Annotated in this window: 20 protein-coding genes; 11 read left to right on the plus strand and 9 right to left on the minus strand. The window is 67.5% G+C overall.

Features of this window, described 5'->3' with window-relative positions; all coding sequences use genetic code 11:
- Positions 1–7 precede the first annotated feature (7 nt).
- Genes ETR14_RS06575 through ETR14_RS06590 form a run of 4 tightly spaced genes read right to left on the minus strand, consistent with a single transcriptional unit; the run spans position 8 to position 5529 of the window.
- Positions 8–3445 carry a chromosome segregation SMC family protein gene (locus ETR14_RS06575; RefSeq protein WP_129383920.1) on the minus strand — a complete coding sequence of 1146 codons (3438 nt, stop codon included), beginning with the start codon at positions 3443–3445 and terminating at the stop codon, positions 8–10.
- A 43-nt stretch (positions 3446–3488) separates the two neighbouring features.
- Positions 3489–4247, minus strand: a complete 759-nt coding sequence (locus tag ETR14_RS06580; protein ID WP_129383921.1) for a thioredoxin domain-containing protein — start codon at positions 4245–4247, stop codon at positions 3489–3491.
- The gene (locus ETR14_RS06585; RefSeq protein WP_129383922.1) at positions 4205–4948 is read right to left on the minus strand and encodes a thioredoxin domain-containing protein; all 744 of its coding nucleotides are present in this window, start codon (positions 4946–4948) and stop codon (positions 4205–4207) included. Before ETR14_RS06585 ends, ETR14_RS06580 begins: the two co-directional genes overlap by 43 nt.
- Entirely contained in the window at positions 4945–5529 is a 585-nt protein-coding gene (locus ETR14_RS06590; protein WP_129391452.1) for a DUF721 domain-containing protein, read from the minus strand. Before ETR14_RS06590 ends, ETR14_RS06585 begins: the two co-directional genes overlap by 4 nt.
- A 14-nt stretch (positions 5530–5543) precedes the next feature.
- Between ETR14_RS06590 and mutY the strand changes: the two genes are divergently transcribed.
- From mutY to ETR14_RS06610, 4 genes are all read left to right on the plus strand, one after another.
- Positions 5544–6554 (plus strand): A/G-specific adenine glycosylase, encoded by a 1011-nt coding sequence (gene mutY, locus ETR14_RS06595; protein WP_129383923.1) that lies wholly within the window; start codon positions 5544–5546, stop codon positions 6552–6554.
- On the plus strand, positions 6551–7441 hold the full coding sequence (nudC, locus tag ETR14_RS06600; RefSeq protein WP_129383924.1) for an NAD(+) diphosphatase: 891 nt from the start codon (positions 6551–6553) through the stop codon (positions 7439–7441). Before mutY ends, nudC begins: the two co-directional genes overlap by 4 nt.
- Positions 7442–7556: 115 nt before the next feature.
- Positions 7557–8279 (plus strand): cytochrome c family protein, encoded by a 723-nt coding sequence (locus ETR14_RS06605; protein ID WP_129383925.1) that lies wholly within the window; start codon positions 7557–7559, stop codon positions 8277–8279.
- A 13-nt stretch (positions 8280–8292) separates the two neighbouring features.
- The gene (locus ETR14_RS06610; protein ID WP_129383926.1) at positions 8293–8739 is read left to right on the plus strand and encodes a DUF1801 domain-containing protein; all 447 of its coding nucleotides are present in this window, start codon (positions 8293–8295) and stop codon (positions 8737–8739) included.
- A 15-nt stretch (positions 8740–8754) separates the two neighbouring features.
- Here ETR14_RS06610 and ETR14_RS06615 read toward each other — a convergent pair whose 3' ends face one another.
- The 4 genes from ETR14_RS06615 to ETR14_RS06630 all read right to left on the minus strand — a co-directional run bounded on the left by ETR14_RS06615 (position 8755) and on the right by ETR14_RS06630 (position 12221).
- Positions 8755–9552 carry a hypothetical protein gene (locus ETR14_RS06615; RefSeq protein WP_129383927.1) on the minus strand — a complete coding sequence of 266 codons (798 nt, stop codon included), beginning with the start codon at positions 9550–9552 and terminating at the stop codon, positions 8755–8757.
- 2 nt (positions 9553–9554) lie between these two features.
- On the minus strand, positions 9555–10439 hold the full coding sequence (locus tag ETR14_RS06620; protein ID WP_129383928.1) for an LOG family protein: 885 nt from the start codon (positions 10437–10439) through the stop codon (positions 9555–9557).
- A gap of 83 nt (positions 10440–10522) precedes the next feature.
- Positions 10523–11164 carry an extensin family protein gene (locus ETR14_RS06625; protein WP_129383929.1) on the minus strand — a complete coding sequence of 214 codons (642 nt, stop codon included), beginning with the start codon at positions 11162–11164 and terminating at the stop codon, positions 10523–10525.
- A gap of 43 nt (positions 11165–11207) precedes the next feature.
- On the minus strand, positions 11208–12221 hold the full coding sequence (locus tag ETR14_RS06630) for a zinc-binding alcohol dehydrogenase family protein (protein ID WP_129383930.1): 1014 nt from the start codon (positions 12219–12221) through the stop codon (positions 11208–11210).
- 144 nt (positions 12222–12365) lie between these two features.
- Here ETR14_RS06630 and ETR14_RS06635 point away from each other — a divergent pair, with 144 nt between their 5' ends.
- Complete coding sequence (locus ETR14_RS06635; protein ID WP_243455791.1) at positions 12366–13250, plus strand: LysR family transcriptional regulator; 885 nt, start codon at positions 12366–12368, stop codon at positions 13248–13250.
- Positions 13251–13266: 16 nt separating this feature from the next.
- Here the strand turns inward: ETR14_RS06635 and ETR14_RS06640 are convergent, their stop codons facing one another.
- Positions 13267–14022 (minus strand): hypothetical protein, encoded by a 756-nt coding sequence (locus ETR14_RS06640; RefSeq protein WP_129383931.1) that lies wholly within the window; start codon positions 14020–14022, stop codon positions 13267–13269.
- 288 nt (positions 14023–14310) lie between these two features.
- Here ETR14_RS06640 and ETR14_RS29070 point away from each other — a divergent pair, with 288 nt between their 5' ends.
- From ETR14_RS29070 to ETR14_RS06665, 6 genes are all read left to right on the plus strand, one after another.
- Positions 14311–15003: a DUF2059 domain-containing protein gene (locus ETR14_RS29070; RefSeq protein WP_243455792.1), complete on the plus strand. Its 693-nt coding sequence runs from the start codon at positions 14311–14313 to the stop codon at positions 15001–15003.
- Positions 15004–15035: 32 nt separating this feature from the next.
- Positions 15036–15776, plus strand: coding sequence for an ABC transporter ATP-binding protein (locus tag ETR14_RS29075; RefSeq protein WP_243455793.1), 741 nt, complete (start codon positions 15036–15038; stop codon positions 15774–15776).
- Complete coding sequence (locus tag ETR14_RS06650) at positions 15773–17314, plus strand: ABC transporter permease/substrate-binding protein (protein WP_129383933.1); 1542 nt, start codon at positions 15773–15775, stop codon at positions 17312–17314. Before ETR14_RS29075 ends, ETR14_RS06650 begins: the two co-directional genes overlap by 4 nt.
- A 78-nt stretch (positions 17315–17392) precedes the next feature.
- Positions 17393–18742 (plus strand): MATE family efflux transporter, encoded by a 1350-nt coding sequence (locus ETR14_RS06655; RefSeq protein WP_129383934.1) that lies wholly within the window; start codon positions 17393–17395, stop codon positions 18740–18742.
- A gap of 114 nt (positions 18743–18856) precedes the next feature.
- Complete coding sequence (locus ETR14_RS06660; RefSeq protein WP_129383935.1) at positions 18857–20017, plus strand: phosphoserine transaminase; 1161 nt, start codon at positions 18857–18859, stop codon at positions 20015–20017.
- A 63-nt stretch (positions 20018–20080) separates the two neighbouring features.
- Positions 20081–20410, plus strand: coding sequence for an endonuclease domain-containing protein (locus ETR14_RS06665; protein ID WP_129383936.1), 330 nt, complete (start codon positions 20081–20083; stop codon positions 20408–20410).
- Position 20411: the final 1 nt, after the last annotated feature.

Consider the following 20411-nt stretch of genomic DNA (forward strand, 5'->3'; position numbering starts at 1 on the left):
GGCCGCTTCATTCCGCCGCGAGCAGGCGCTCGGCGCCGCCCAGATCGACGCTGACGAGACGGCTGACGCCTTTCTCAATCATCGTCACGCCGAACAGGCGGTGCATGCGGCTCATCGTCACCGCATTGTGGGTGACGATCAGATAACGCGTCTGAGTCTCGGCGGTCATCCGGTCGAGCAGATCGCAGAAGCGCTCGATATTGGCATCGTCGAGCGGCGCGTCGACTTCGTCGAGCACGCAGATCGGCGCCGGATTGGTGAGGAACAGCGCAAAGATCAGGGCAACGGCTGTCAGGGCCTGCTCGCCGCCCGAGAGCAGGGTCAGCGTCGACAGCCGCTTGCCCGGCGGCTGGGCAAGAATTTCGAGGCCTGCTTCGAGCGGATCCTCGGATTCGACCAGCTCGAGATGAGCCTGGCCACCTTCGAACAAGGTGGTGAACAGGCTGCGGAAGTGACGGTCGACCGCTTCGAACGCGGCGAGCAGTCTCAGGCGGCCCTCGCGGTTGAGGCTGCCGATCGATCCACGCAGGCGATTGATGGCTAGACCGAGTTCCTCGCGCTCGGCCAGGCTGGACGATCGCGTTTCCTCCAGTTCGGAAAGCTCACGCTCGGCGACCAGATTGACCGGTCCGATGCGCTCGCGCTCGGTGGAGAGCCGCTCGTGGCGTGCCGATTCCTCCCCTGATGGCGCGATCGTTTCGTCGTCGAACCCGATCCGATCGGGCAGCAAGGGCGGCGGGCATTCGAAGCGCTCGCCCGAAATCCGGGCCATCTCGATCCGGCGGAGTTCCTGATTTTCATGACGCGCGACGGCGCCGGCGCGGCCTTCACGCGCGGTGGCGAGCAATTCCCCGACCTCGGCGAGCAGAGCGTCCGCCTGGCGAAGCGCTGCCTCGCCTTCACGTTCGGCCACTGCGGCCGTGTCGGCGGCCTGTGTCGCTGCGAGATAATCCGCCTCCAGCGCTTCGAGCCTGCGGGCTAGACTTTCCGGCGCATCGGCGAGGCTCTCCGCCTCCTCTTCGGCCTCCGCGATTCGTGTCGCCATGTCGGCCTGGCGCTTGCCGGCCGCGGCAGCCCGTGCCGTCCAGTCGGCAGCTTCCTTGCGCGCGGCTTCGGCACGCTGCCGGTCGGCGCTGATCGCCCGCGCCTGGGTGGCGGCTTCGGCGCGCACTTCGGCAAGCGCGTGCTGGGCGGTCTCGGCGGCGATGCGCAGCCCGGCTACCATTCGCTCGGTCGTGGCGGCGTCCGGCAAGCCGTCGACCACCTTGCCGGCTTCGGCGAACGCGGTGCGCGCGTCACCGAGATCCGCCGCCGCCTGCTCGATCCGCTCGGCTAGGCCGGTGCGGCGCATTTCCAGCCGCTCGATCTCGACGCGGGCGCTGTCCTCGGCTCTCACCGCCTCGCGAATGGCGGCAGCGGCCTGCGCCTCGGCGCGGCGTGCGGCATCGGCGGCATCGCGCGCCCGCGCCATTTCGTCGAGCGCAGCGGCGATCCGGGCCTTGGCATCCTCGACCGCAGCCAGCGCCGGCGGCAGCGCCGCCTGCAATTCCGCGAGCCGGTTGACCCGGATCAATCGTTCGGCGGCAGCGGCACCGACGCCGGTGGCGACATAGCCGTCCCATCGCCGCAGCCTGCCGTCGCGGGTGGCGAGGCGCTGTCCGACGGCAAGATCGCAGCCGTCATCATGGTGGACGACACCGATCTGGGCGAGGCGGCGATGGAGGGCGGCGGGCGCCTCGACGTGATCGAGCAGACGCTCGCAGCCGGCGGGCAGAGGCGGATCGCCGGCACCGATGGTCGCCCCGGACCAGCGCCGTGCCGACTCCCCCTTTACCGCGGCATCGAGATCGTCGCCGAGCGCCGCCGCAAGGGCGCGCTCATATCCGGGCGCGGCCTTCAGATGGTGTATCGCGCGGTCGCCGCTCGCCCCCTCCATCGCCTTGGTCAGCGCGCGGGCCTCCGACTCGAGCGCGGCATGGGCGGCGCGTGCGGATGCGCCCTCGCTTTCCGCCGCGTCGCGATTCGCTGCGGAGCGCTGGCGGACGGCTTCCGCATCGACGATCGCCGCCGCAGCCTTGGCCTGATCCTGTTCGGCCGCCTCCCGCCTTGTGCGCGCCGACTGCAGCGTCTCGACCAGCGGTCTCTCGTCGCCGAGCGCCTCCAGTTGCTGGGCAAGACGCTGCGCCTCGATCTCTGCCCGGGCGAGCTTGGTGCGGGCGGCCTCCAGCGCCGCCTGCCCGACCCGCGCTTCGGCCTGTTCGGCCGCCTGCACCGTCCGCGCCTTGCCGAGCTCGGCTTCGGCCGCCCGGGCTGCATCCTCGGCCTCGACCGTGCGAATGTCGATCGTGCCGCGCGCCTCTTCGGCCGCGGCGAGGCGCACCGTAATCTCTTCGCTTTCCCGCGCCAGCCGTTCCAGTGCCGATTTCGCGTCCTCGGCAAGCGTCGCTTCGCGAGAACGGTCCGCAGCGAGTGACGCACGGCGGGAGGCAAGATCCTTGATCCGGCGCGCCACCATGTCGCGTTCGGCGCGCAAGGTGGCAAGTTCGTGGCCGAGCGTGGTGGCGGTTTCGCGCGCCGCCTGGGCGGCTTTGCGGCGATCGGCGACGACCTGCGCCGCTTCGGCCTGCCGCGTGGCGGCGGCACGCTGCGCGTCGGCCGCGCGATTCACCGCGGCGACGGCGGCATCCGCCTCTTTCCTGGCGAGATCCGCCGCATTGGCGGCCTCGCGCCAGCGGGCGAAGATCATGCGCGCCTCGGCGATCCGAATCTGGTCGGAGAGCCTGCGGTAGCGCTCGGCCGCCTTGGCCTGCCGGCGAAGCGCAGCGGCGCGATTTTCCATGTCGCCCATCAGCTCGTCGAGCCGGGTCAGGTTCGCCTCGGCGGCGCGGAGCTTCTGCTCGGCATCCTTGCGGCGGACGTGGAGGCCGGAAATGCCGGCCGCTTCTTCCAGCATCGCGCGTCGCTCGGTCGGCTTGGCGGCGATGATCGCGCTGATCTTGCCCTGGCTGACCAGAGCGGGCGAGTGCGCCCCGGTGGCGGCATCGGCGAACAGCAGGGCGACGTCCTTGGCACGAACGTCGCGGCCATTGACCCGGTAGGCGGAGCCGGCGCCGCGCTCGATGCGGCGGGTGATCTCGACGTCGCCCGGCGGCGCCAGCGCGACGTCGCCCGATACCTCCTCGGTCGGCCGCTCGACCAGCATGCTGACTTCGGCGAAATCGCGCGCCGGCCGCTGCGCGGTGCCGGCGAAGATGACGTCGTCCATCCCCGCGCCGCGCATCGACTTGGGCGAGCTCTCGCCCATCACCCAGCGGATCGCTTCGAGCACGTTGGATTTGCCGCAGCCATTGGGGCCGACGACGCCGGTCAGACCCGGCTCGATGCGCAGTTCGGCGGGCTCGACGAAGCTCTTGAAGCCGGAAAGCTTCAGCCGCTTTATCTGCATCCCCGCCCCCCGGCGCGCATATCCCGCTCCTTAAGCTCCCGCCTTACTGGAGGAAGGACTCGACATAGGCCCAGTCACCGGTGCCGACATTGGCTCCGTTCACGAAGAAGGTGGGCGTGCCGCTCACCCCTTGCGCTTCTGCCGCCTCGGCGATCTTTTCCAGACGTGCAAGCCCTGCCGGATCGGTCAGGCAGGCCTTTGCTCGCTGCGGCGTAACGCCCGCCCGGGCGGCGAGCTGGGTGAGACCGCCGATGTCGGCCAGCCGGCCCAGCCGCTCGCCTTCGGGAAGCGCCTTCAGCTTGTCCTTCTCCGCCTGCGAAAGGCCGCTGATCCTGCCGACCCATTGCTTCTGAGTCGCATACAGGTTCTCGGTCAGGCGGAAGTAATTGGCCGGGCTTGCGCACCGGGCAACCAAGGTTGCAGCGACGTCGATGCCGTTCAGCACGAAATTGCGGAACTCGTAGCTGACCTTGCCGGTACGCACCTTCGCTTCCAGCCCGGCCTTCGCGCCGGCGCTGAAATCGGCGCAATGGGGACAGGTGAGCGATCCATATTCGACGAGCTTCACCGGCGCGGCGGGATTACCCATGCGGTAGCCGCCCTCCGGCGTCTGCACGATCGTCCGGGTCCAGTCACGCGCCGGGGCGGGCCGCGCCGCCGGCGCCTTGCGCGCGGGCGCCGCGTCCGCGGGGACAAGAGCGGCCGAGAGTCCGCCGGCGAGGCCGATGGCGCCGAGCGCGAGACCCAGGCCGCGGCCGATCACTTGATCGCCGCCCGAAGCTGCGGCTCCAGCGCCGCCCATGCGCCGGCTTCCACCTTTTCGCCGTTGATGACGAAGGTCGGCGTGCCCTGCACGTCATATTGCTTGGCGTCGGCCTCGTTCTGCTGAATGAAGCGCTGCACCTGGGCCTGATCGGTCAGGCAGGCCTGCGCCTTGGCGGCAGGAATCCCGCGGAGGCGTGCGAATTGATCGAGCCCGGCCGCCTTGGCGAAACCGGCCTGCGGCGACGGCATCGCGCCGATCTGCTGCTGCTGTTCCGGAGTCAGCGCAGCGGCCTTCGCGAACCAATCCCCCTGCGTCGCGAACAATTGGTCGCTGAGCGGGAAAAAGGCGGCGGGACCGTTGCAGCGCGCCAGCAACGCAGCGGCGAGATCGACGGGATCGCGGATGACGTTGCGGAATTCGTAGCTGACCTGGCCCGACGCCACATATTTGCTGACGATCACCGGCGTGCCCTGTTCCGCGAATTCGGCGCAATGCGGACAGGTCAGCGAGCCGAATTCGAGCAGCTTCACCGGCGCGTCGGGATTGCCCATGCGGAAGCCGCCCTGCGGCGTTTCGCTGACGATCTGCGTCCAGTCGCCGCCATTGGGCGCCGGAATCGTCTTGAGCGGCACGTTCTGGGCGAGGGCCGTCTGGTTGTTGCTGGCGGCATCGTCGCTGCCGCAGGCGGCGAGCGTGAGTGCGAGCGCCGCGAGCGCAGTGCCGGTCAAAGCCTTCATTTCTTCCTGTCTCCAATTCTGCCGACGATCGGAATGGCGACCGTCACTCCCCCGGCTCCTTCGCCTGCCGCAACCCCGCGTGCAACCGCCTCAAGCACAGCGCGAAGTTCCGGATCGGCGATTTCGCGCAGCGATTCGGACATTTCATGCGGGATCGGCCGCAGCGAAGGCGGCGCGATCCGCGCCTTGGCGCGCTGCACCTGAACGATGCCTTGCCGGAACTGCACTCGGATCACCGCTTCATAGCCGAAGAAGCGATTCACCCGTTCGACGATCACCGGGACGACGTGCTGCATCATCGGCGCGTGCGCGCCTTCCACGACCAGGGTGAGCACGCCGTTCGAGCGGCGGCCTGGCGGGAAGCGGATCGATTCGGGCGAGGACACGCCGGCGTAGCGCTCGCCGACGATCTCCTTCCAGCGGCTGACGATCGACGACTGGACGAAGCCGAATCGGCGGAAGGCGGCGCCGCCGATCTCCGGCAGCATGTCCGATACGGCTCGCGCCCGGTTCGACCGCGGCGCCGCCTGCTGCTCCTTCTTCTTCGCTGTCCCGCCCGATTTGCCCATGCCGCCAAGCATGGCATAGGCGGCCCATGTCCGTCGATGCATCAATTGCCCTGCTCGCCTGGTATGCTGTGGATAAGCGGCGACTTCCGTGGCGCGCCGAACCTGGCGAGGTGCCGGATCCCTATCGGATCTGGCTGTCAGAGATCATGCTCCAGCAGACCACCGTCGCCGCGGTCCGCCCGTATTTCGAGAAGTTCGTCACCCGCTGGCCGAGCGTCGAGGCGCTCGCCGCCGCCGATTATGGCGATGTGATGGCGGCCTGGGCGGGGCTTGGCTATTACGCCCGGGCGCGCAACCTCCTCGCCTGCGCGCGCAAGGTCGCCGAGGCGCATGGCGGCCGCTTCCCCGACACCGAAGCGGCGCTTCGGGCATTGCCCGGGATCGGGCGCTACACCGCCGCTGCCATTGCGGCGATCGCCTTCGGACGGCGCGCCGTCGTCGTCGATGCCAATGTCGAGCGTGTCGTCTCGCGCCTGTTCGCGGTCGACGAGCCGCTGCCCGCCGCCCGCGAGCGGCTCTACGCGCTTGCCGACAGGATCACGCCCGAACGAAATGCGGGCGATTTCGCGCAGGCGATGATGGATCTCGGCTCGGCCGTCTGCACGCCGCGGGCGCCCGAATGCGGCCGCTGCCCGCTTGCTTCATGCTGTACGGCGCGGGCGGCGGGGACCCAGAGCCTGTATCCACGCAAGGCGCCGAAAGCGCCCAAGCCACGGCGCGACGGAGTCGCCTACTGGCTGGAGCATGACGGCCACGTCCGGCTGGTCCGCCGCCCGGCCAAGGGTCTGCTCGGCGGCATGCTGGCCTTGCCGACCGACGCCGCGCCGGCCGAGGCGCGCTGGCGCGAGGCAGGCAGCGTCGATCACGTCTTCACCCATTTCGCGCTGACCATGAAATTGCTCTGCGCCGAAGCCGACAGCCGGCCTCATGAGGAGGACGCGATCTGGTGGCCGATCGCCAGCATCGGCGACGCCGGTCTGCCGACCCTGTTCGCACGGCTCGCGGCCCGCGGCACCGAGTGGAGAGAAGCGGCATGATCGAGACCGGCTTTACCGGCGCAGCGGTCGATCGCGCCGACAATCTCCGCCTCGACGAGGCGCAACTGGCCGAACTCGCCGCCCACGACGCAGCGCTGCTGATGCAGCTCGACGGGCTCGATCCGGTGCTGGACGAGGAGGGCCGCCTCACCTGGCTTCCGCTCGCCGGCGCGGCGGAGCTGATCTTCCTCGGCCTCCGGGGCGAGGTGCCCCTGTTCGCGCCGCTGATCCGCACCGCGCCCGGGCAGCGCGCGTGGAGCGTCTTCGGCCTCCTCGCGCGCATGGCGGCAGAAGAAGCTGCGCTCTGGGGCGGCGCCAAGAGCCTGATCGAATGGCACAATCGTCACCTCTTCTGTGGCATCTGCGGCAGCACCACCCTGCCGTTCCGCGGCGGCTGGGGGCGCCGCTGCACCGGCTGCGGCGCCGACCATTTCCCGCGGGTGGATCCGGTCGCGATCATGCTCGCCGAATATGGAGGCAAGGTTCTGCTCGCCCGGCAGCCGCAATATCCGCCACGCCGCTATTCCGCGCTCGCCGGCTTCATCGAGCCCGGCGAATCGGTCGAGGAAGCGGTCGCCCGCGAGATCGGGGAGGAGGCCGGGATCGGCGTTCGCAACGTGCGCTACGTCGCCAGCCAGCCCTGGCCCTTTCCGGGCCAGCTGATGATGGCCTGCGTCGCCGAAGCGCTGAGCGACGATGTGACGCTCGACCGGACCGAGCTGGAAGACGCCTTCTGGGCCTCGCGCGACGATGTCCGCGCCGCCCTCGCCGGCGATCCGGACGCACGCTTCCTGGCACCGCCGCCATTCGCCATCGCCCACACCCTGCTGCGCTGGTGGGTGGATCGGGATCACGGCAGCGCAACGTTCAGCGGCGATCAAGGTTGAGCGGGAACAGGAAGCGCTTTGAGCCGCTTGCCCGTTTGCGCAGCCGCTTCTAAAGGGTCTGCCGAATTCCCATCCGCGCGCACTCCTTGCGCGCCCCTGGAGGTCTGAACACGGCATGGACAATCGCAACAACACGATTGCGGGCTGGGTGCTCGGTGCGGGCATTGTCGCACTCGGCGCTTCGATCGTCACCGCGGAAATGTTCAAGGCGGAGCGGCCGGAGAAGATGGGATATCCGATCGAAGGCGTGACCGGCGCCGAAGGGGCCGAGGGCGGTGCCGAAGCCGAGCAGCCGATCGCCAATCTGCTCGCCGCCGCCGATCCGGCGAAGGGCGAAGCCGTGTTCAAGAAGTGCACTGCCTGCCACACCGCCAACCAGGGCGGCGCCAACGGCACCGGCCCCAATTTGTTCGCCGTCGTGGGCAAGCCGATCGGCCATCATGCGCCTGGCTTCGCTTATTCGCCGGCGCTTGCCGGTCATGGCGGCAATTGGGGCTTCGAGGAGCTCAACCATTGGCTGAAGTCGCCGCGCGATTTCGCGCCGGGCACCAAGATGACCTTCGCCGGCCTCGGCAAGGCCGAGGATCGCGCCAATCTCATTGCCTGGCTGAACCAGCAGGGCAGCAACCTGCCGCTGCCCGCCCCGGTCGCCGCCGCGGGCAATCCGGCCCAGACCGCCGCCGAAGCCGCCGATCAGCCGGCCGCCGGCGACAAGGCCGAGGATGAGCCGGTGCTCAACGAGGCGACCGCAGCCGGCGCCAAGGGCGGCGCCAGCAACATTCACGGCGATGGTGCTCCGACCGTCGACGGCCGCGCCGGCCAGCAAAAGACACAGTGATGGAGCGGGGGTGATGGTCTCGAGCAAGGCCGCCACCCCCGAAGCGTATCTCGCGGAGCTTCCGCCGGAGCGCGCTGCCTTCGTCGCGCGGCTGCGCACCCTGATCAACGCCAATCTTCCCGCCGGCTACGAGGAGCGGATGAACTGGGGGATGATCTCCTGGGAAGTGCCGCTGTCGCTTTATCCGGATACGTTTAATGGCCAACCGCTTGGTTACGTGGCGCTCGCCGCGCAAAAGAATTTCACAGCGCTCTATCTCACTTGCGTATACGCATCCGAGGAGCGCACCCAGCGCCTCAAGCGTGACTGGGCGAGCGCCGGCAAGCGGCTCGACATGGGCAAATCATGCCTGCGCCTCAAGGGCCCGCAGGATCTAGCCGAAGAGGTGCTGGCGGCGACGATCCGGGCCGTTCCTTTGGATGTGCTGATCGCCGAGCATGCGCGTGCACGCGCCCGTTGATCGCAGGTAAATCCGTCAGCTGGCGCCGTATTCGGCAAGGTCGACCGCATCGACGGCCGCCGGGATGTCGGGATGCGATCTCGCCAGCGCCTTCGTTGTCCGCCTCAGATCGCTTTCTAGATAGGTCTTGAGAAAAGGCGCGGCCGCCAGCGGATCGCGACCATATAGGCGCTCCACGATGGCAAGGCCGGTGACGAGCGCCTGCTCGCTCAGATAGCCCTGCGTTCGCGACGACCAGCCCTGCAGCCCGTCCGACTGGAACTGCGAAAAATTTCGGGCGCTGTTGGCAAGGAAGATGCCGAATCCCATCCACGTGGCAGCAAGATCAGTGTGGAGCTCGTGCAGGTCCCATCCACCCGGAGGATCGGTTGCGGCCGTGCTCATCAGATAGTGGGCAAGTTCGTGCGCGAGAGTCGCTATCATCGCCGTGGTATCGGTGGTCAACTCCGGATTGTAGGTGATGACCACCTTTGGGATGCCGTCCTCGCCGGTGATCTGGAAGGTGCCGCATGGCGCCGGCGCGTCCTCATGGCGGAGAAACAGCGCCGGCCCGACCTGCGCCGGACGGTCGCGCCGGCCCGCTTGCAGCTCACACGGCCAGTCCTCCATTCCTGCCGCAGCACGGACATGTTCGAATAGATCCGCGATCCGTTCGTGACCCTGGGATGAGGAGGCGGGAAAGAACGCCGGGCTCGGGAGCACCAGAAGTCGAGCGGCGCTCCCGAATTCAAGCCGCAACCATTTGAACGTGGCCAACTGCCATTCGAACTCGTCCCGATCGATAGGGAGGCGCGGCCCGAACAGCGAAAGCATGGCTATTTGCACATCTCCACGGGCAGATCGCGCGCGTGGTAATATTCGCAAACGTAGCGCCAGGCTTCGTCTGCAGTTTCGACGAAGTGGAAAAGGTCGAGATCCTTCTTTGCGATCACGCCCTCCTCGGCAAGCGCCTCGAAGCCGACGACACGCTCCCAGAAGTCGCGGCCGAACAGGATGATCGGCAGCGGCTTGACCTTGCCCGTCTGGATGAGGGTCAGCAATTCGAAGAACTCGTCGAACGTGCCGAAGCCGCCCGGGAACACCGCGACGGCGCGGGCGCGGAGCAGGAAGTGCATCTTGCGCAGCGCGAAATAGTGGAACTGGAAGCTCAGCGACGGGGTCACATACGGGTTCGGCATCTGCTCGTGCGGCAGCACGATGTTGAGGCCGATCGATTCCGCGCCGACATCGCAGGCGCCGCGATTGGCGGCTTCCATGATCGACGGGCCGCCGCCCGAGCAGACGACGAAGTGGCGCTGTCCGTCGGGGCCCTTGTCGACCCGGCTGCAGAGCCGCGCGAGCTGCCGCGCCTCGTCATAATATTTGGATTTGGCCTTCAATCGTTCGGCGACGAGCCGCTGCTGATCGGTTGCGGCGGCGGCGAGCAGGGCGTCTGCCTTCTCAGGCTCCGGGATGCGGGCGGAGCCGTACATGACGAAGGTCGAGCTGATCTTCGCCTCTTCGAGCAGCAATTCGGGCTTCAGCAATTCGAGCTGGAATCGGATCGGTCGCAAATCCTCGCGAAGCAGGAAATCCAGGTCCTGGAACGCAAGGCGGTAGGCGGCGTCGGCGGTCTGCGGCGCCGGCGTCGGCTGGTTGGCGACTTCGGCTTCTTCGCGGGCGCGCTGGAAGACGCGCGTGGGGGGTACGATTTCGGTCATGGCGCGGCCTGTAGAGCCTGTTCGCGCGGGGTGGAAGCGGCACGCATTCGACCGCGCTCGAAATCCTCCTCGGATCAGTGGCTTCAGCGGCAATAAGGGCCGCGTCCCATGTCGAAATGCAGATGATCGCGGTGGAGGGCATTGGCATCGGGGCCGAGTACGATGCCGAAGCGGCGGCAGCCGGCCTGATGCACCGCCCGCAGGAAACGGCGCACGTCTTCGTCAGGACCGTTCCAGCCGCCGAGCACGGTGATCCGCCGGCCGTCTTCGAGAACGAAGGCGGCGATGTCGACCGCGTTGGCGCGGCCATGCTCGCTCAATCGGTTGCCTGCCTGGCCGTTGATCGGACGGCAGCTGTAGGTGCCGAAACTTTCGATCTTCACCACCCGAGTCTTGAGCCACACCCGGGCGTTGGTCTGCAGCGCCTCGCGGGTCCAGCGTGCGAACTGGCGGGCGAGCGGGCAGGTCATCGACTTGAGGTTGGTGGTCGGCGTGCCGATGTCGAGCAACTGCACCGCGCCGATCGCCGAGCAGCCATTCTCGAACACGCGGTCGGGCAGCGCCTTGAAGCGCACCCCTTCCCGGCCGAGATCCGCAAGGCATTGGCGCACGTCCTCCGCGCGCGGCGCGGTCGCTCCCGCCGGCGGCCGTTCGTCGCGGGCGCGGCCGCCCGGGATGCAACTCGCCAGCAGGAGCAAGGGTAAGAGAACGAATCCGCGCCGCATCGCCCGAACGCTGCTGCCTCCGGGCGATGCGGTCAAGGCGGGATCAGAAGCCGACCAGCACCGTTTTGCCGATGGCCCTTCCGCTTTCGACCAGCGCATGCGCCTTCTTGAGGTTGGCGGCATCGATCGGCGACAGCGTCTCGGTCAGCGTGGTCCTGAGCACGCCCGCATCGACCAGATTCGCCACCTCCTCGAGCAAGCGATGCTGCTCGATCATGTCCTTGGTGCCGAACATCGGCCGAGTGAACATCAGCTCCCACGACACCGTGATCGACTTGCGCTTGAGCGGCGCGATGTCGAAACTCTCGGGATCGTCGATCAGCGCGATCCGGCCCTGCGGTGCGACGATCTTCGGGAAGAACGGCAGCTGCTTCTCGGTCGCGGTCAGACCGGCGACAAAGTCGATCTCACCGATACCAACGCGCGCGAGCTCGGCATCGAGCGGCTGGTGATGGTCGATCACGTGATGCGCGCCCATGCCCGTCACCCATTGCACGGTCTCCGGGCGCGAGGCGGTCGCGATGACGGTGAGGCCGGTCAGCCGCCGGGCAAGCTGGATGAGGATTGAGCCCACGCCGCCCGCACCGTTGATGACGAGCAGGGTCCCCGCCGCGGTCTTGCGGCCGTACGGCACGAGCAGCCGCTCGAACAGCAATTCCCAGGCGGTGATCGCCGTCAGCGGCAGCGCGGCCGCTTCGGCCCAGCCGAGCGTCTTCGGCTTGTGGCCGACGATCCGCTCGTCGACTGCGTGCAGCTGGGCATTGGTACCGGGACGGGTGATGTCGCCGGCGTAGAAGACTTCGTCGCCCACCGCGAACAGCGACACCTCCGGACCGACCGCTTCCACGATCCCTGCGGCGTCCCAGCCGAGGATCTTCGGCTCTCCGGCATCCGGCTGCGCCGCGGCGCGTACTTTGACGTCGACCGGATTGACCGAGACCGCCTTGACCCGGACGATCAGATCCCGCGGACCGGGCACCGGCGCGGGCATGTCGACATCGATGAGAGCGTCGTCGCGTTCGATGCTGCCGGGAATGTGGTAGCCGATGGCCTTCATGCTGGATGTCCCTGGTTGCGGCAGGACCTGCACCTGCCGCCCAGCAGATCGCGCCTGGACGCGCCGCGCGCCATGGCCAAGGCTGCATGATGAGCATTCATTTCTGTATGACAGCCACGGCCATTCGGGCTAGGCACTCCGCATGTGAATAAGAAGCTGCGCATCAACTGGGACGACCTGCGGCTTTTCCTTGAGATCGCGCGCGCCGGAACGTTGACCGCCGCCGCCGAGCGGCTGGGGCTCAGTCAACCCACTGCCGGCCGACGGTTGCGCGCGTTGGAACGGGACATCGGCGCCGCCTTGTTCCAGCGCAGCGCCGGCGGCTTTCGCCTGACGGACGAAGGCGAGGCGATGTTTGCCCATGTCGAGCGGATGGAAGAGGATTCGATCGCACTCGAGCGGAAACTGCTCGGCGGCGCCCGCGGCCTCGAAGGGGTGCTGCGGCTTTCGGCTTCCGACTGGTTCGCGACCAGGATCCTTGCCACGCCGCTCGCTGGTTTCGCAACCGCCAATCCGCGCATGACGATCGAGCTGCTGACCGACTCGCGCCTGCTCGATCTCGGCAGGCGCGAAGCGGATCTCGTCTTCCGCTTCGTTCCGTTAGGCGGCGCGGACATCGTCCAGCGGCGGTTCGTCCGTATCGCCTACGGCGCCTATGCGGCCGCTTCCTACATCGATCGCTGCGGCGATCCGGCGGCGAGCGCAGACGGCGCCGGTCATCGGCTGATCACCCTCGATGCCGCTCTCGATCAGGCCGCCGACCTCGCCTGGCTGCGCGGCCGCTGGCCCAGGGCCCGGCTCTCTTTCCGCAGCAACAATCGAGAGGCGCAAGGCGCAGCCTGCGTCCACGGCGGCGGCATTGCCGTGCTGCCGCGGGTGATCGGCGACGGGCTCCCTCTGGTGCACCTTTCCGGAGAGGCACCGCCAGGCCGCGACGTCTGGATCGGCTACCATCAGGATCTGAGACGTCTGCAGCGCCTGCGCACGCTCGTCGATCACCTGACCGCAACCGTACCGCGCGAGATCTGACGGCCGGGATCAGCCGTTACAGCTGGTTTCGCGCGTAGCAGCGCACCTTTGCGGCGACACCGGTGCCGCTGGCATGCCGGGCCTGCAGCACCCAGCGATTGACACCGTTCGCATCGGCGCCCGGCAGGATGGTCACGCTTTCGCCGCCCCCGTTGAACGCGCCGCTGATCTCCGTGAAATAGCAGAAGGAGTCGAACAGCGGCGCCAGCATCACGTTCTGATTGGGCAGGGAGACATATTCTCCGGCCTGCCCCGGCGTTCCGGTGCCGTTCGGGCCGATGAACCGTGCGACCCGGCCGCTCTGCGGCTTGCCGACGAAGAAACTGTGGGCACCGACGCCGAGCTGTTTCTGGCAGCTGTGGAGGACGAGGGTGGAAGGCCCGAACGGATCGCCGGATTGGTTGATCGTGATGCGCTCGCCCCAGCCGCGCAGCGCGCCGGTGACCAACGTGATCACCGTTGCGGCGTCGCCCCACCAGGCATTGCGCGGAAAGGTGTCGACGCAGCCGTTGCCGGGATTGTCGGCGGTGGCGCTGAACTCCTCGCTGCTCCAGCGTTCGGACCCGGCCGGCGCCTTGATCTCCGATCGCGGGAAGCAGCGTGCCCAGGCGGACACATCCTGCTGTTGCGACTGCCCTTCGAGCTGCCAATTGCCGTTCACCACCCGGATTCGGATACGCTCGCCATAGCCACGGAACTTGCCGGCGACCCGCGTCAGGTAACAATAGTTATCGGCAGCGCTCAACATCTTCTGCGGCGCGCTACCGTTCACACCTTGGTTCCACTGGAATAAAGAATCCGCATGCGCCGGACCAGCCAGTGAAAAGCTCGCAGTCAACGCCGCAGCCCTGATGAGATTACCCATTCTCCTGCTCCCCTGTTGCATTGGCTATGTAGGATGATTTGCAGGCGATGAGTCAAGTCATGACGGGATGCGGTTTTTTCTGCAACTAAAGTTGAAGGACCATGGGCGGAAAGGCCCGCTTTCCGGGCCGAGCGCGCGTGACGGAGCCTCCACGCTCGTTTAGCATTCCGGCGACGAAGGGATTCTCGCGATTTGATGATCACGACCTTGCTTGCTGCTGCCGCGCTGGTCGGCGCGCCGACCACTGCCGCCGACCAGCGCCCGCCCGCAGCTTCGACCGCAGTGCCCCAGGAAATCGACCCGGCACGCCTGGCGCTCGCGCGCAGGACGGCGGCTGCGATGCTTCCCCAGGGCAGCTTCGAGCGCATGATGGACGGTTCGATGAACCAGATGGCCGACATGGTCATGGGCCAAATGTTCGAGAGCCGGATGGCCGACTTCATGCCCGAGGGCAGTCAGCCCGATCGCGACATCGAGCGGGAAGTTGGCGACAAGACCATGCGGCAGGTACTCTCGGAACTCGATCCGCATTTCGAGGAACGCATGCGGATTACCAATCGGGTCATGTTCCAGGAAATGAAGCCGGTCATGAGCCGGATCGAACCGGATCTGCGCGAAGGTCTTTCCCGTACCTACGCACGCAAGTTCAGCTCGGTGCAGTTGCAGGACATCAACCGCTTCCTCGACACACAGGCTGGCACTGCCTTCGCGGCGGAGTCGATGATGGCCTGGGTCGATCCGGAGATCGTCTCGACCATGGGGAAGTTCATGCCGGAGCTGATCAAGGAAATGCCCGCGATCATGGAGAAGGTGAAAGCGGCCACCGCCCACCTGCCGCCGCCCCCGGCACGCCCGAAGACAGCGGACGACGAGGCAGAGGAAGGTTGATCGACGCCCCTCTTTTCCTCGCACTTGATGGCGTGGTGAAGGCACATGGCCGGCGCCGCGTGCTCGACCGGGTATCGCTCTCGCTGCCCGCCGGTGCGTTCGTCGCGCTGGTGGGGCCGAGCGGATCGGGCAAGACCACTTTGCTCAAGACGATCAACCGGCTGATCGAGCCCGACGAAGGGGTGGTTCGGATCGAAGGCGCCGACGTGCGGGACATGCCGGCCCCGCTGCTGCGGCGAGGAATCGGCTACGCCTTTCAAGGCATCGGGCTGTTCCCGCACAGGAATGTCGCGGAGAATATCGCGACGGTGCCCCGGCTGCTCGGCTGGAGCGAAGACGAGCGTGCCGCGCGCGTTTCCGAACTGCTCGCGCTGGTCGCGCTTCCTGCGGAGTTTGCATCACGAATGCCGCACACGCTTTCGGGCGGTCAGGCGCAACGGGTCGGGATCGCCCGCGCGCTTGCGGCACGGCCGTCGCTGATGCTGATGGACGAGCCGTTCGGCGCGCTCGATCCGATCACCCGCGATGCGCTGGGCCGCGCCTATCGTGCGCTGCATGCGCAGCTCGGCCTCACCACCATCATGGTGACCCACGACATCACCGAGGCGCTCTTGCTCGCCGACCGGATCGTCGTGTTGCTAGATGGCGCGGTCCGGGCGGATGCGACACCGGCGGCCCTGCTGCGCGGCCATGCCGACGCCGATGTCGCCGCCTTGATCGCGCTGCCCAGGGCGCAGGCGCGGCGCCTCGCCGACCTGGCGGACCCGCGATGAGCCCGGCCCTCGCCGATGCCGCCTTAGATCTTCCGCAATTGCTCCGGGCGCATGCGATCCTGAGCGGCGCTGCTGTCGGGCTGGCCATTCTTGCAGGGCTGCCGCTTGCCTGGTGGGCGGCGCGGGTCCGCCCGGTGCGGGTGCCCCTGCTCGCCGCCGCCGGATTGATCCAGACGGTGCCGACCCTGGCGCTGCTCGCCCTCTTCTACCCCGCATTGCTGCTGATCGGCAGCGCGACCCGTCTGCCGGTGCCGGCGCTCGGCTTCCTGCCGGCTCTGCTCGCGCTGACGCTCTATGCCCTGCTGCCGATCCTCCGCAACGGGGTGGCAGGCCTCACCGGCCTTGATCGCAGCGTGCTCGAAGCGGCGGATGCGGTCGGCATGACCGGGCGCCAGCGACTCCTCCAGGTCGAGCTGCCGCTCAGCGCGCCGGTCCTTCTCGCCGGCATCCGTACCGCCGCGATCTGGACGATCGGCGCCGCCACCCTCGCCACGACGGTGGGCCAGCCGAGCCTCGGCAACCTGATCTTCTCGGGGCTGCAAACGGAGAATTGGGTTCGGGTGCTGGTCGGCTGCGGCGCAGCCGCGGCGCTCGCCATCCTCGTCGACGCGCTGCTGGCCATGGTGGAAAGCGGCGTTGCGAAGCGCTCTCCGGCACGGATGGCAATTGCCGCGACTCTGCTCGTCCTCGGCGCCGCGCTCGCACTTATGCCCGCCGCGGGCGGCGCTTCCGAGCGGCGGCCGGTCGTGGTCGGCGCCAAGAATTTTGCCGAACAATACATTCTGGCCAACGCAATGGCGCAGCGGCTGGGCAGCGCGGGGTTTCCGACTCTGCAGCGCGAAGATCTCGGCTCGGCGGTCGCCTATCGCGCCCTCGCCGCCGGCGATATCGACGTCTACGTCGATTATAGCGGTACTTTGTGGGCCAACGTTCTTGGCCGCAGCGACACGCCGTCGGCGGCGACGATGCGCGCCGAACTCGTCCGCCGCCTGCGGGCGCGCGACGGCGTGACCCTGCTCGGCCCGCTCGGTTTCGAGAATGCCTATGTGCTGGCGATGCGGCGCAGCCGCGCCGAGGCACTCGGGGTGCGCACGATCGACGATCTTGCCAGACGGGCACCGCGTCTGCGCCTTGCCAGCGACATCGAATTTCTCGGCCGACCGGAATGGCGGGCGTTGCGCAAGGCATACGACCTGCGCTTCGCCGACGCCCGCGCCTACAGTCCGACCTTCATGTACCGCGCCATCGCCGACGGCAGTGCCGACGTGATCTCCGCTTTCTCGTCGGACGGGCGGATCGCCGCGCTCGATCTCGTCGTGCTCGAAGATCCGAGGGGCGCCCTGCCCAATTACGATGCCGTGCTGCTGCTTTCCCCCCGGGCCGCAGCCGATCCGGACGTCGTCGCCGCACTGCGGCCGCTGATCGGCGCGATCGACGTCCGCCACATGCGCGAGGCCAATCTGACGGTTGATCGAGATGTCAACAAGAGCAGCCCAGCCGAAGCCGCGAAGCGACTTCTCGAGGCGATTGTTCCGTGATTATTATCCGGGCATAATTGACATAACTGGGCGGTCGGCTTAGGCCTCACGGCGGCATGAAGCGGGGGAATGCAGGGCATGGCGACGAGAGACCTGACCAGCGGATCGATTCCGCGGCACCTCATGAACATGGCCGCGTTCATCGGCTTCGGCCTTGCCGTCCAGACGCTCTACGTGCTGGTCGATCTCTATTTCGTCGCGCGGCTCGGCGAGCATGCGGTCGCCGGGGTCACCGCGGCGGCGAGCACGATGTTCGCAGTTCTCGCCGCCAGCCAGCTCGTCTCGGTCGGTGCTTTGTCGCTGATCGCTCGGGCAATCGGCCGCAAGGATCAGGGCGACGCGCAGACCATTTTCGATCAAGCCTTGTCGATGAGCCTGGCCGCAGCGCTCGTCACCTTGATACTCGGCTATGCATTCGGCGATGCACTGGTGACGATCCTTGCAGCCGACGGCGAAACGGCCGCGCTCGCCCACACCTATCTGCTCGCCTATCTGCCGGCGCTCGCCATCATGTTTCCGGGCGCGGCGCTTGGCTCGGCGCTGCGCGCAGCCGGGGTCGTCGCCGGTCCGATGGTCCTGCAATGCCTGAGCGTGATCTTGAACGCGGTGCTGGCGCCGGTGCTGATCGTCGGCTGGGGCACCGGCCTTCCGCTCGGCGTCGCCGGCGCCGGCCTCGCCAGCTCGATTGCGAGCGTCGCCGGCACGATCGCCCTGCTGCTGCTGTTCAACCGATTGCAGACCTTGCTGCGTCTGCACCTGCCCAGCCTCCGCCCGAGGCTGCGGACGTGGCTGCGGATCGCAGCGATCGGCCTCCCCGCCTCCGGCGAGTTCCTGCTGATCTTCCTGGTATCGGCGCTGCTCTACTGGTCGATTCGCAGCTTCGGCGCGGACGCGCAGGCAGGGTTCGGGATCGGATCCAGGGTGATGCAGTCGATCTTCCTGCCGGCCATGGCGATTGCCTTCGCCGCTTCGCCGATCGCCGGTCAGAATTTCGGCGCCGGCCATGCGGATCGGGTGCGCGGCACCTTTCGCCACGCGGCGCTGATCGGAAGCGCGGTGATGCTGACGCTCACCCTGCTTTGCCAGATCCGGCCCGATCTGCTCGTCCACCCGTTCACCGAACAGGCGGCGGTGCAACGCGTCGCCACCGATTACCTGCGAATCATCTCGTGGAACTTCGTCGCGGTGGGGCTCGTCTTCGCCTGCTCGGGCATGTTCCAGGCGCTCGGCAACACGATTCCGTCACTGCTGAGCAGCGCCAGCCGCTTCGTCACATTCGCGCTTCCGGCGATCTGGTTGGCCGGGCGGCCCGGCACGGAGCTCCACGATTTCTGGTATGTTTCCGTGGCTTCGGTGACCGTCCAGGCGCTGCTGAGCGTCCTGCTGCTGCGCCGCGAACTGCACCTCAAGCTCTCCGCACGCGGCTGAACCGGGCACCGCACTCCATCGCAGCTTCGGTTGACACGCCCGCCCACGCCGTTAAGGGCGTCGGCGGGCCACGCCGTCCCAACGCGGCGCGCGCTCTCTGCGAGGAGAGATTACATGGTTGTTGTGAAGCCGGACGTGCGGCCTGCGCGTCCTCATTTTTCTTCCGGTCCCTGCGCCAAGCCGCCGGGCTGGGGCCCCGAACATCTTGCCCTTGGATCGCTCGGCCGTTCGCATCGGTCGAAGCTCGGCAAGGCACGCCTTGGTCATGCGATCGAGCTGACCCGCAAGGTGCTGCGCGTTCCCGCGACCCACCGCATCGGCATCGTTCCGGGTTCCGACACGGGCGCCGTCGAAATGGCGCTTTGGTCGATGCTCGGCCTTCGTCCCGTCACCTTGCTCGCCTGGGAAAGCTTCGGTGAAGGTTGGGTCACCGACGTCGTCAAGCAGCTGAAGCTCGACGCCAATGTCGTGAAAGCGCCTTACGGGCAGCTCCCCGATCTCGCCACGGTCGATCCGGCACATGATGTCGTCTTCACCTGGAACGGCACCACCTCGGGCGTGCGCGTGCCGAACGGCGACTGGATCGCCGCGGACCGCGAGGGCCTGACCTTCGCCGACGCCACGTCGGCGGCGTTTGCGCAGGATATCGACTGGGACAAGGTCGATGTCGGCACGTTCAGCTGGCAGAAGGCGCTCGGCGGCGAAGGCGGTCACGGCGTCCTGATTCTTGGCCCGCGCGCGGTCGAGCGTCTCGAAAACTACGTTCCGGCCTGGCCGCTGCCCAAGATCTTCCGCATGACAAAGGGCGGCAAGCTGATCGAGGGTATCTTCAAGGGCGAGACGATCAACACGCCGTCGATGCTCGCCGTCGAGGACTACATCTTTGCACTCGAATGGGCGCAGTCGCTCGGCGGCCTTTCCGCCCTGATCGCGCGTGCCGACGCCAACGCCGCCGCACTCGATACCTGGGTGCAGCAGACGCCGTGGATCGAAGATCTCGCGGTCGATCCCGCCACCCGCTCCAACACCAGCGTCTGCCTGAAATTCGCCGACGCGGCGGTGCCCGGTCTCGATGCCGAAGCGCAGAACGCGCTGGTCAAGAAGATCGCGTCGCTGCTCGAAGCCGAAGGCGCCGCCTTCGACATCGCCGGCTATCGCGATGCTCCTCCGGGCATCCGGATCTGGTGCGGCGCCACTGTCGAGACCGAAGATCTCGAGGCACTTTTCCCTTGGCTGGACTGGGCGTTTGCCGAGGTCTCTTCCTCTCCCCTTTAAGGGAGAGGGCAGGGAGAGGGGGAGTCGGTGCGAGACCGAATTCTTCGGGACCGTGCCCGACGGATGCGCCGCGAAGCCACCCCGGCAGAGCAGAAGCTTTGGTTCGCGCTCAAGGCTCGGGGATTGAACGGCGCGAAGTTCCGAAGGCAGGTCGTGATCGGTCCTTATATCGCCGACTTTGCGTGTCGCACCCCTCTGCAGCTCGTCGTCGAAGTGGATGGCGACACCCACGCCACTAGCCTCGCCTACGATGAGGAGCGCACCCGTTACCTGCAGTTGAAAGCCTATCGCGTCGTCCGTTTCACCAACGCCGACATCATGAAGAATTTGGAGGGTGTGCTTCAGGCGATCGAGGAAGTCCTGACTCCCCCTCTCCCCGGCCCTCTCCCCTGAA

The organism is Sphingosinicella sp. BN140058 (assembly GCF_004135585.1).
Lineage (GTDB): Bacteria > Pseudomonadota > Alphaproteobacteria > Sphingomonadales > Sphingomonadaceae > Allosphingosinicella.

Excerpts from the sequence above, each read along its gene's own strand:
- nudC (WP_129383924.1), top strand. The coding sequence starts at position 6,551 with ATGATCGAGACCGGCTTTACCGGCGCAGCGGTCGATCGCGCCGACAAT.
- ETR14_RS06585 (WP_129383922.1), bottom strand. The coding sequence starts at position 4,948 with ATGAAGGCTTTGACCGGCACTGCGCTCGCGGCGCTCGCACTCACGCTC.
- ETR14_RS06660 (WP_129383935.1), top strand. The coding sequence starts at position 18,857 with ATGGTTGTTGTGAAGCCGGACGTGCGGCCTGCGCGTCCTCATTTTTCT.
- ETR14_RS06655 (WP_129383934.1), top strand. The coding sequence starts at position 17,393 with ATGGCGACGAGAGACCTGACCAGCGGATCGATTCCGCGGCACCTCATG.
- ETR14_RS06630 (WP_129383930.1), bottom strand. The coding sequence starts at position 12,221 with ATGAAGGCCATCGGCTACCACATTCCCGGCAGCATCGAACGCGACGAC.
- ETR14_RS06575 (WP_129383920.1), bottom strand. The coding sequence starts at position 3,445 with ATGCAGATAAAGCGGCTGAAGCTTTCCGGCTTCAAGAGCTTCGTCGAG.
- mutY (WP_129383923.1), top strand. The coding sequence starts at position 5,544 with ATGTCCGTCGATGCATCAATTGCCCTGCTCGCCTGGTATGCTGTGGAT.
- ETR14_RS06580 (WP_129383921.1), bottom strand. The coding sequence starts at position 4,247 with ATGGGCGGCGCTGGAGCCGCAGCTTCGGGCGGCGATCAAGTGATCGGC.
- ETR14_RS06605 (WP_129383925.1), top strand. The coding sequence starts at position 7,557 with ATGGACAATCGCAACAACACGATTGCGGGCTGGGTGCTCGGTGCGGGC.
- ETR14_RS06650 (WP_129383933.1), top strand. The coding sequence starts at position 15,773 with ATGAGCCCGGCCCTCGCCGATGCCGCCTTAGATCTTCCGCAATTGCTC.
- ETR14_RS06625 (WP_129383929.1), bottom strand. The coding sequence starts at position 11,164 with ATGCGGCGCGGATTCGTTCTCTTACCCTTGCTCCTGCTGGCGAGTTGC.
- ETR14_RS06590 (WP_129391452.1), bottom strand. The coding sequence starts at position 5,529 with ATGCTTGGCGGCATGGGCAAATCGGGCGGGACAGCGAAGAAGAAGGAG.
- ETR14_RS06620 (WP_129383928.1), bottom strand. The coding sequence starts at position 10,439 with ATGACCGAAATCGTACCCCCCACGCGCGTCTTCCAGCGCGCCCGCGAA.
- ETR14_RS29070 (WP_243455792.1), top strand. The coding sequence starts at position 14,311 with ATGATCACGACCTTGCTTGCTGCTGCCGCGCTGGTCGGCGCGCCGACC.
- ETR14_RS06665 (WP_129383936.1), top strand. The coding sequence starts at position 20,081 with ATGCGCCGCGAAGCCACCCCGGCAGAGCAGAAGCTTTGGTTCGCGCTC.
- ETR14_RS06610 (WP_129383926.1), top strand. The coding sequence starts at position 8,293 with ATGGTCTCGAGCAAGGCCGCCACCCCCGAAGCGTATCTCGCGGAGCTT.
- ETR14_RS06615 (WP_129383927.1), bottom strand. The coding sequence starts at position 9,552 with ATGCTTTCGCTGTTCGGGCCGCGCCTCCCTATCGATCGGGACGAGTTC.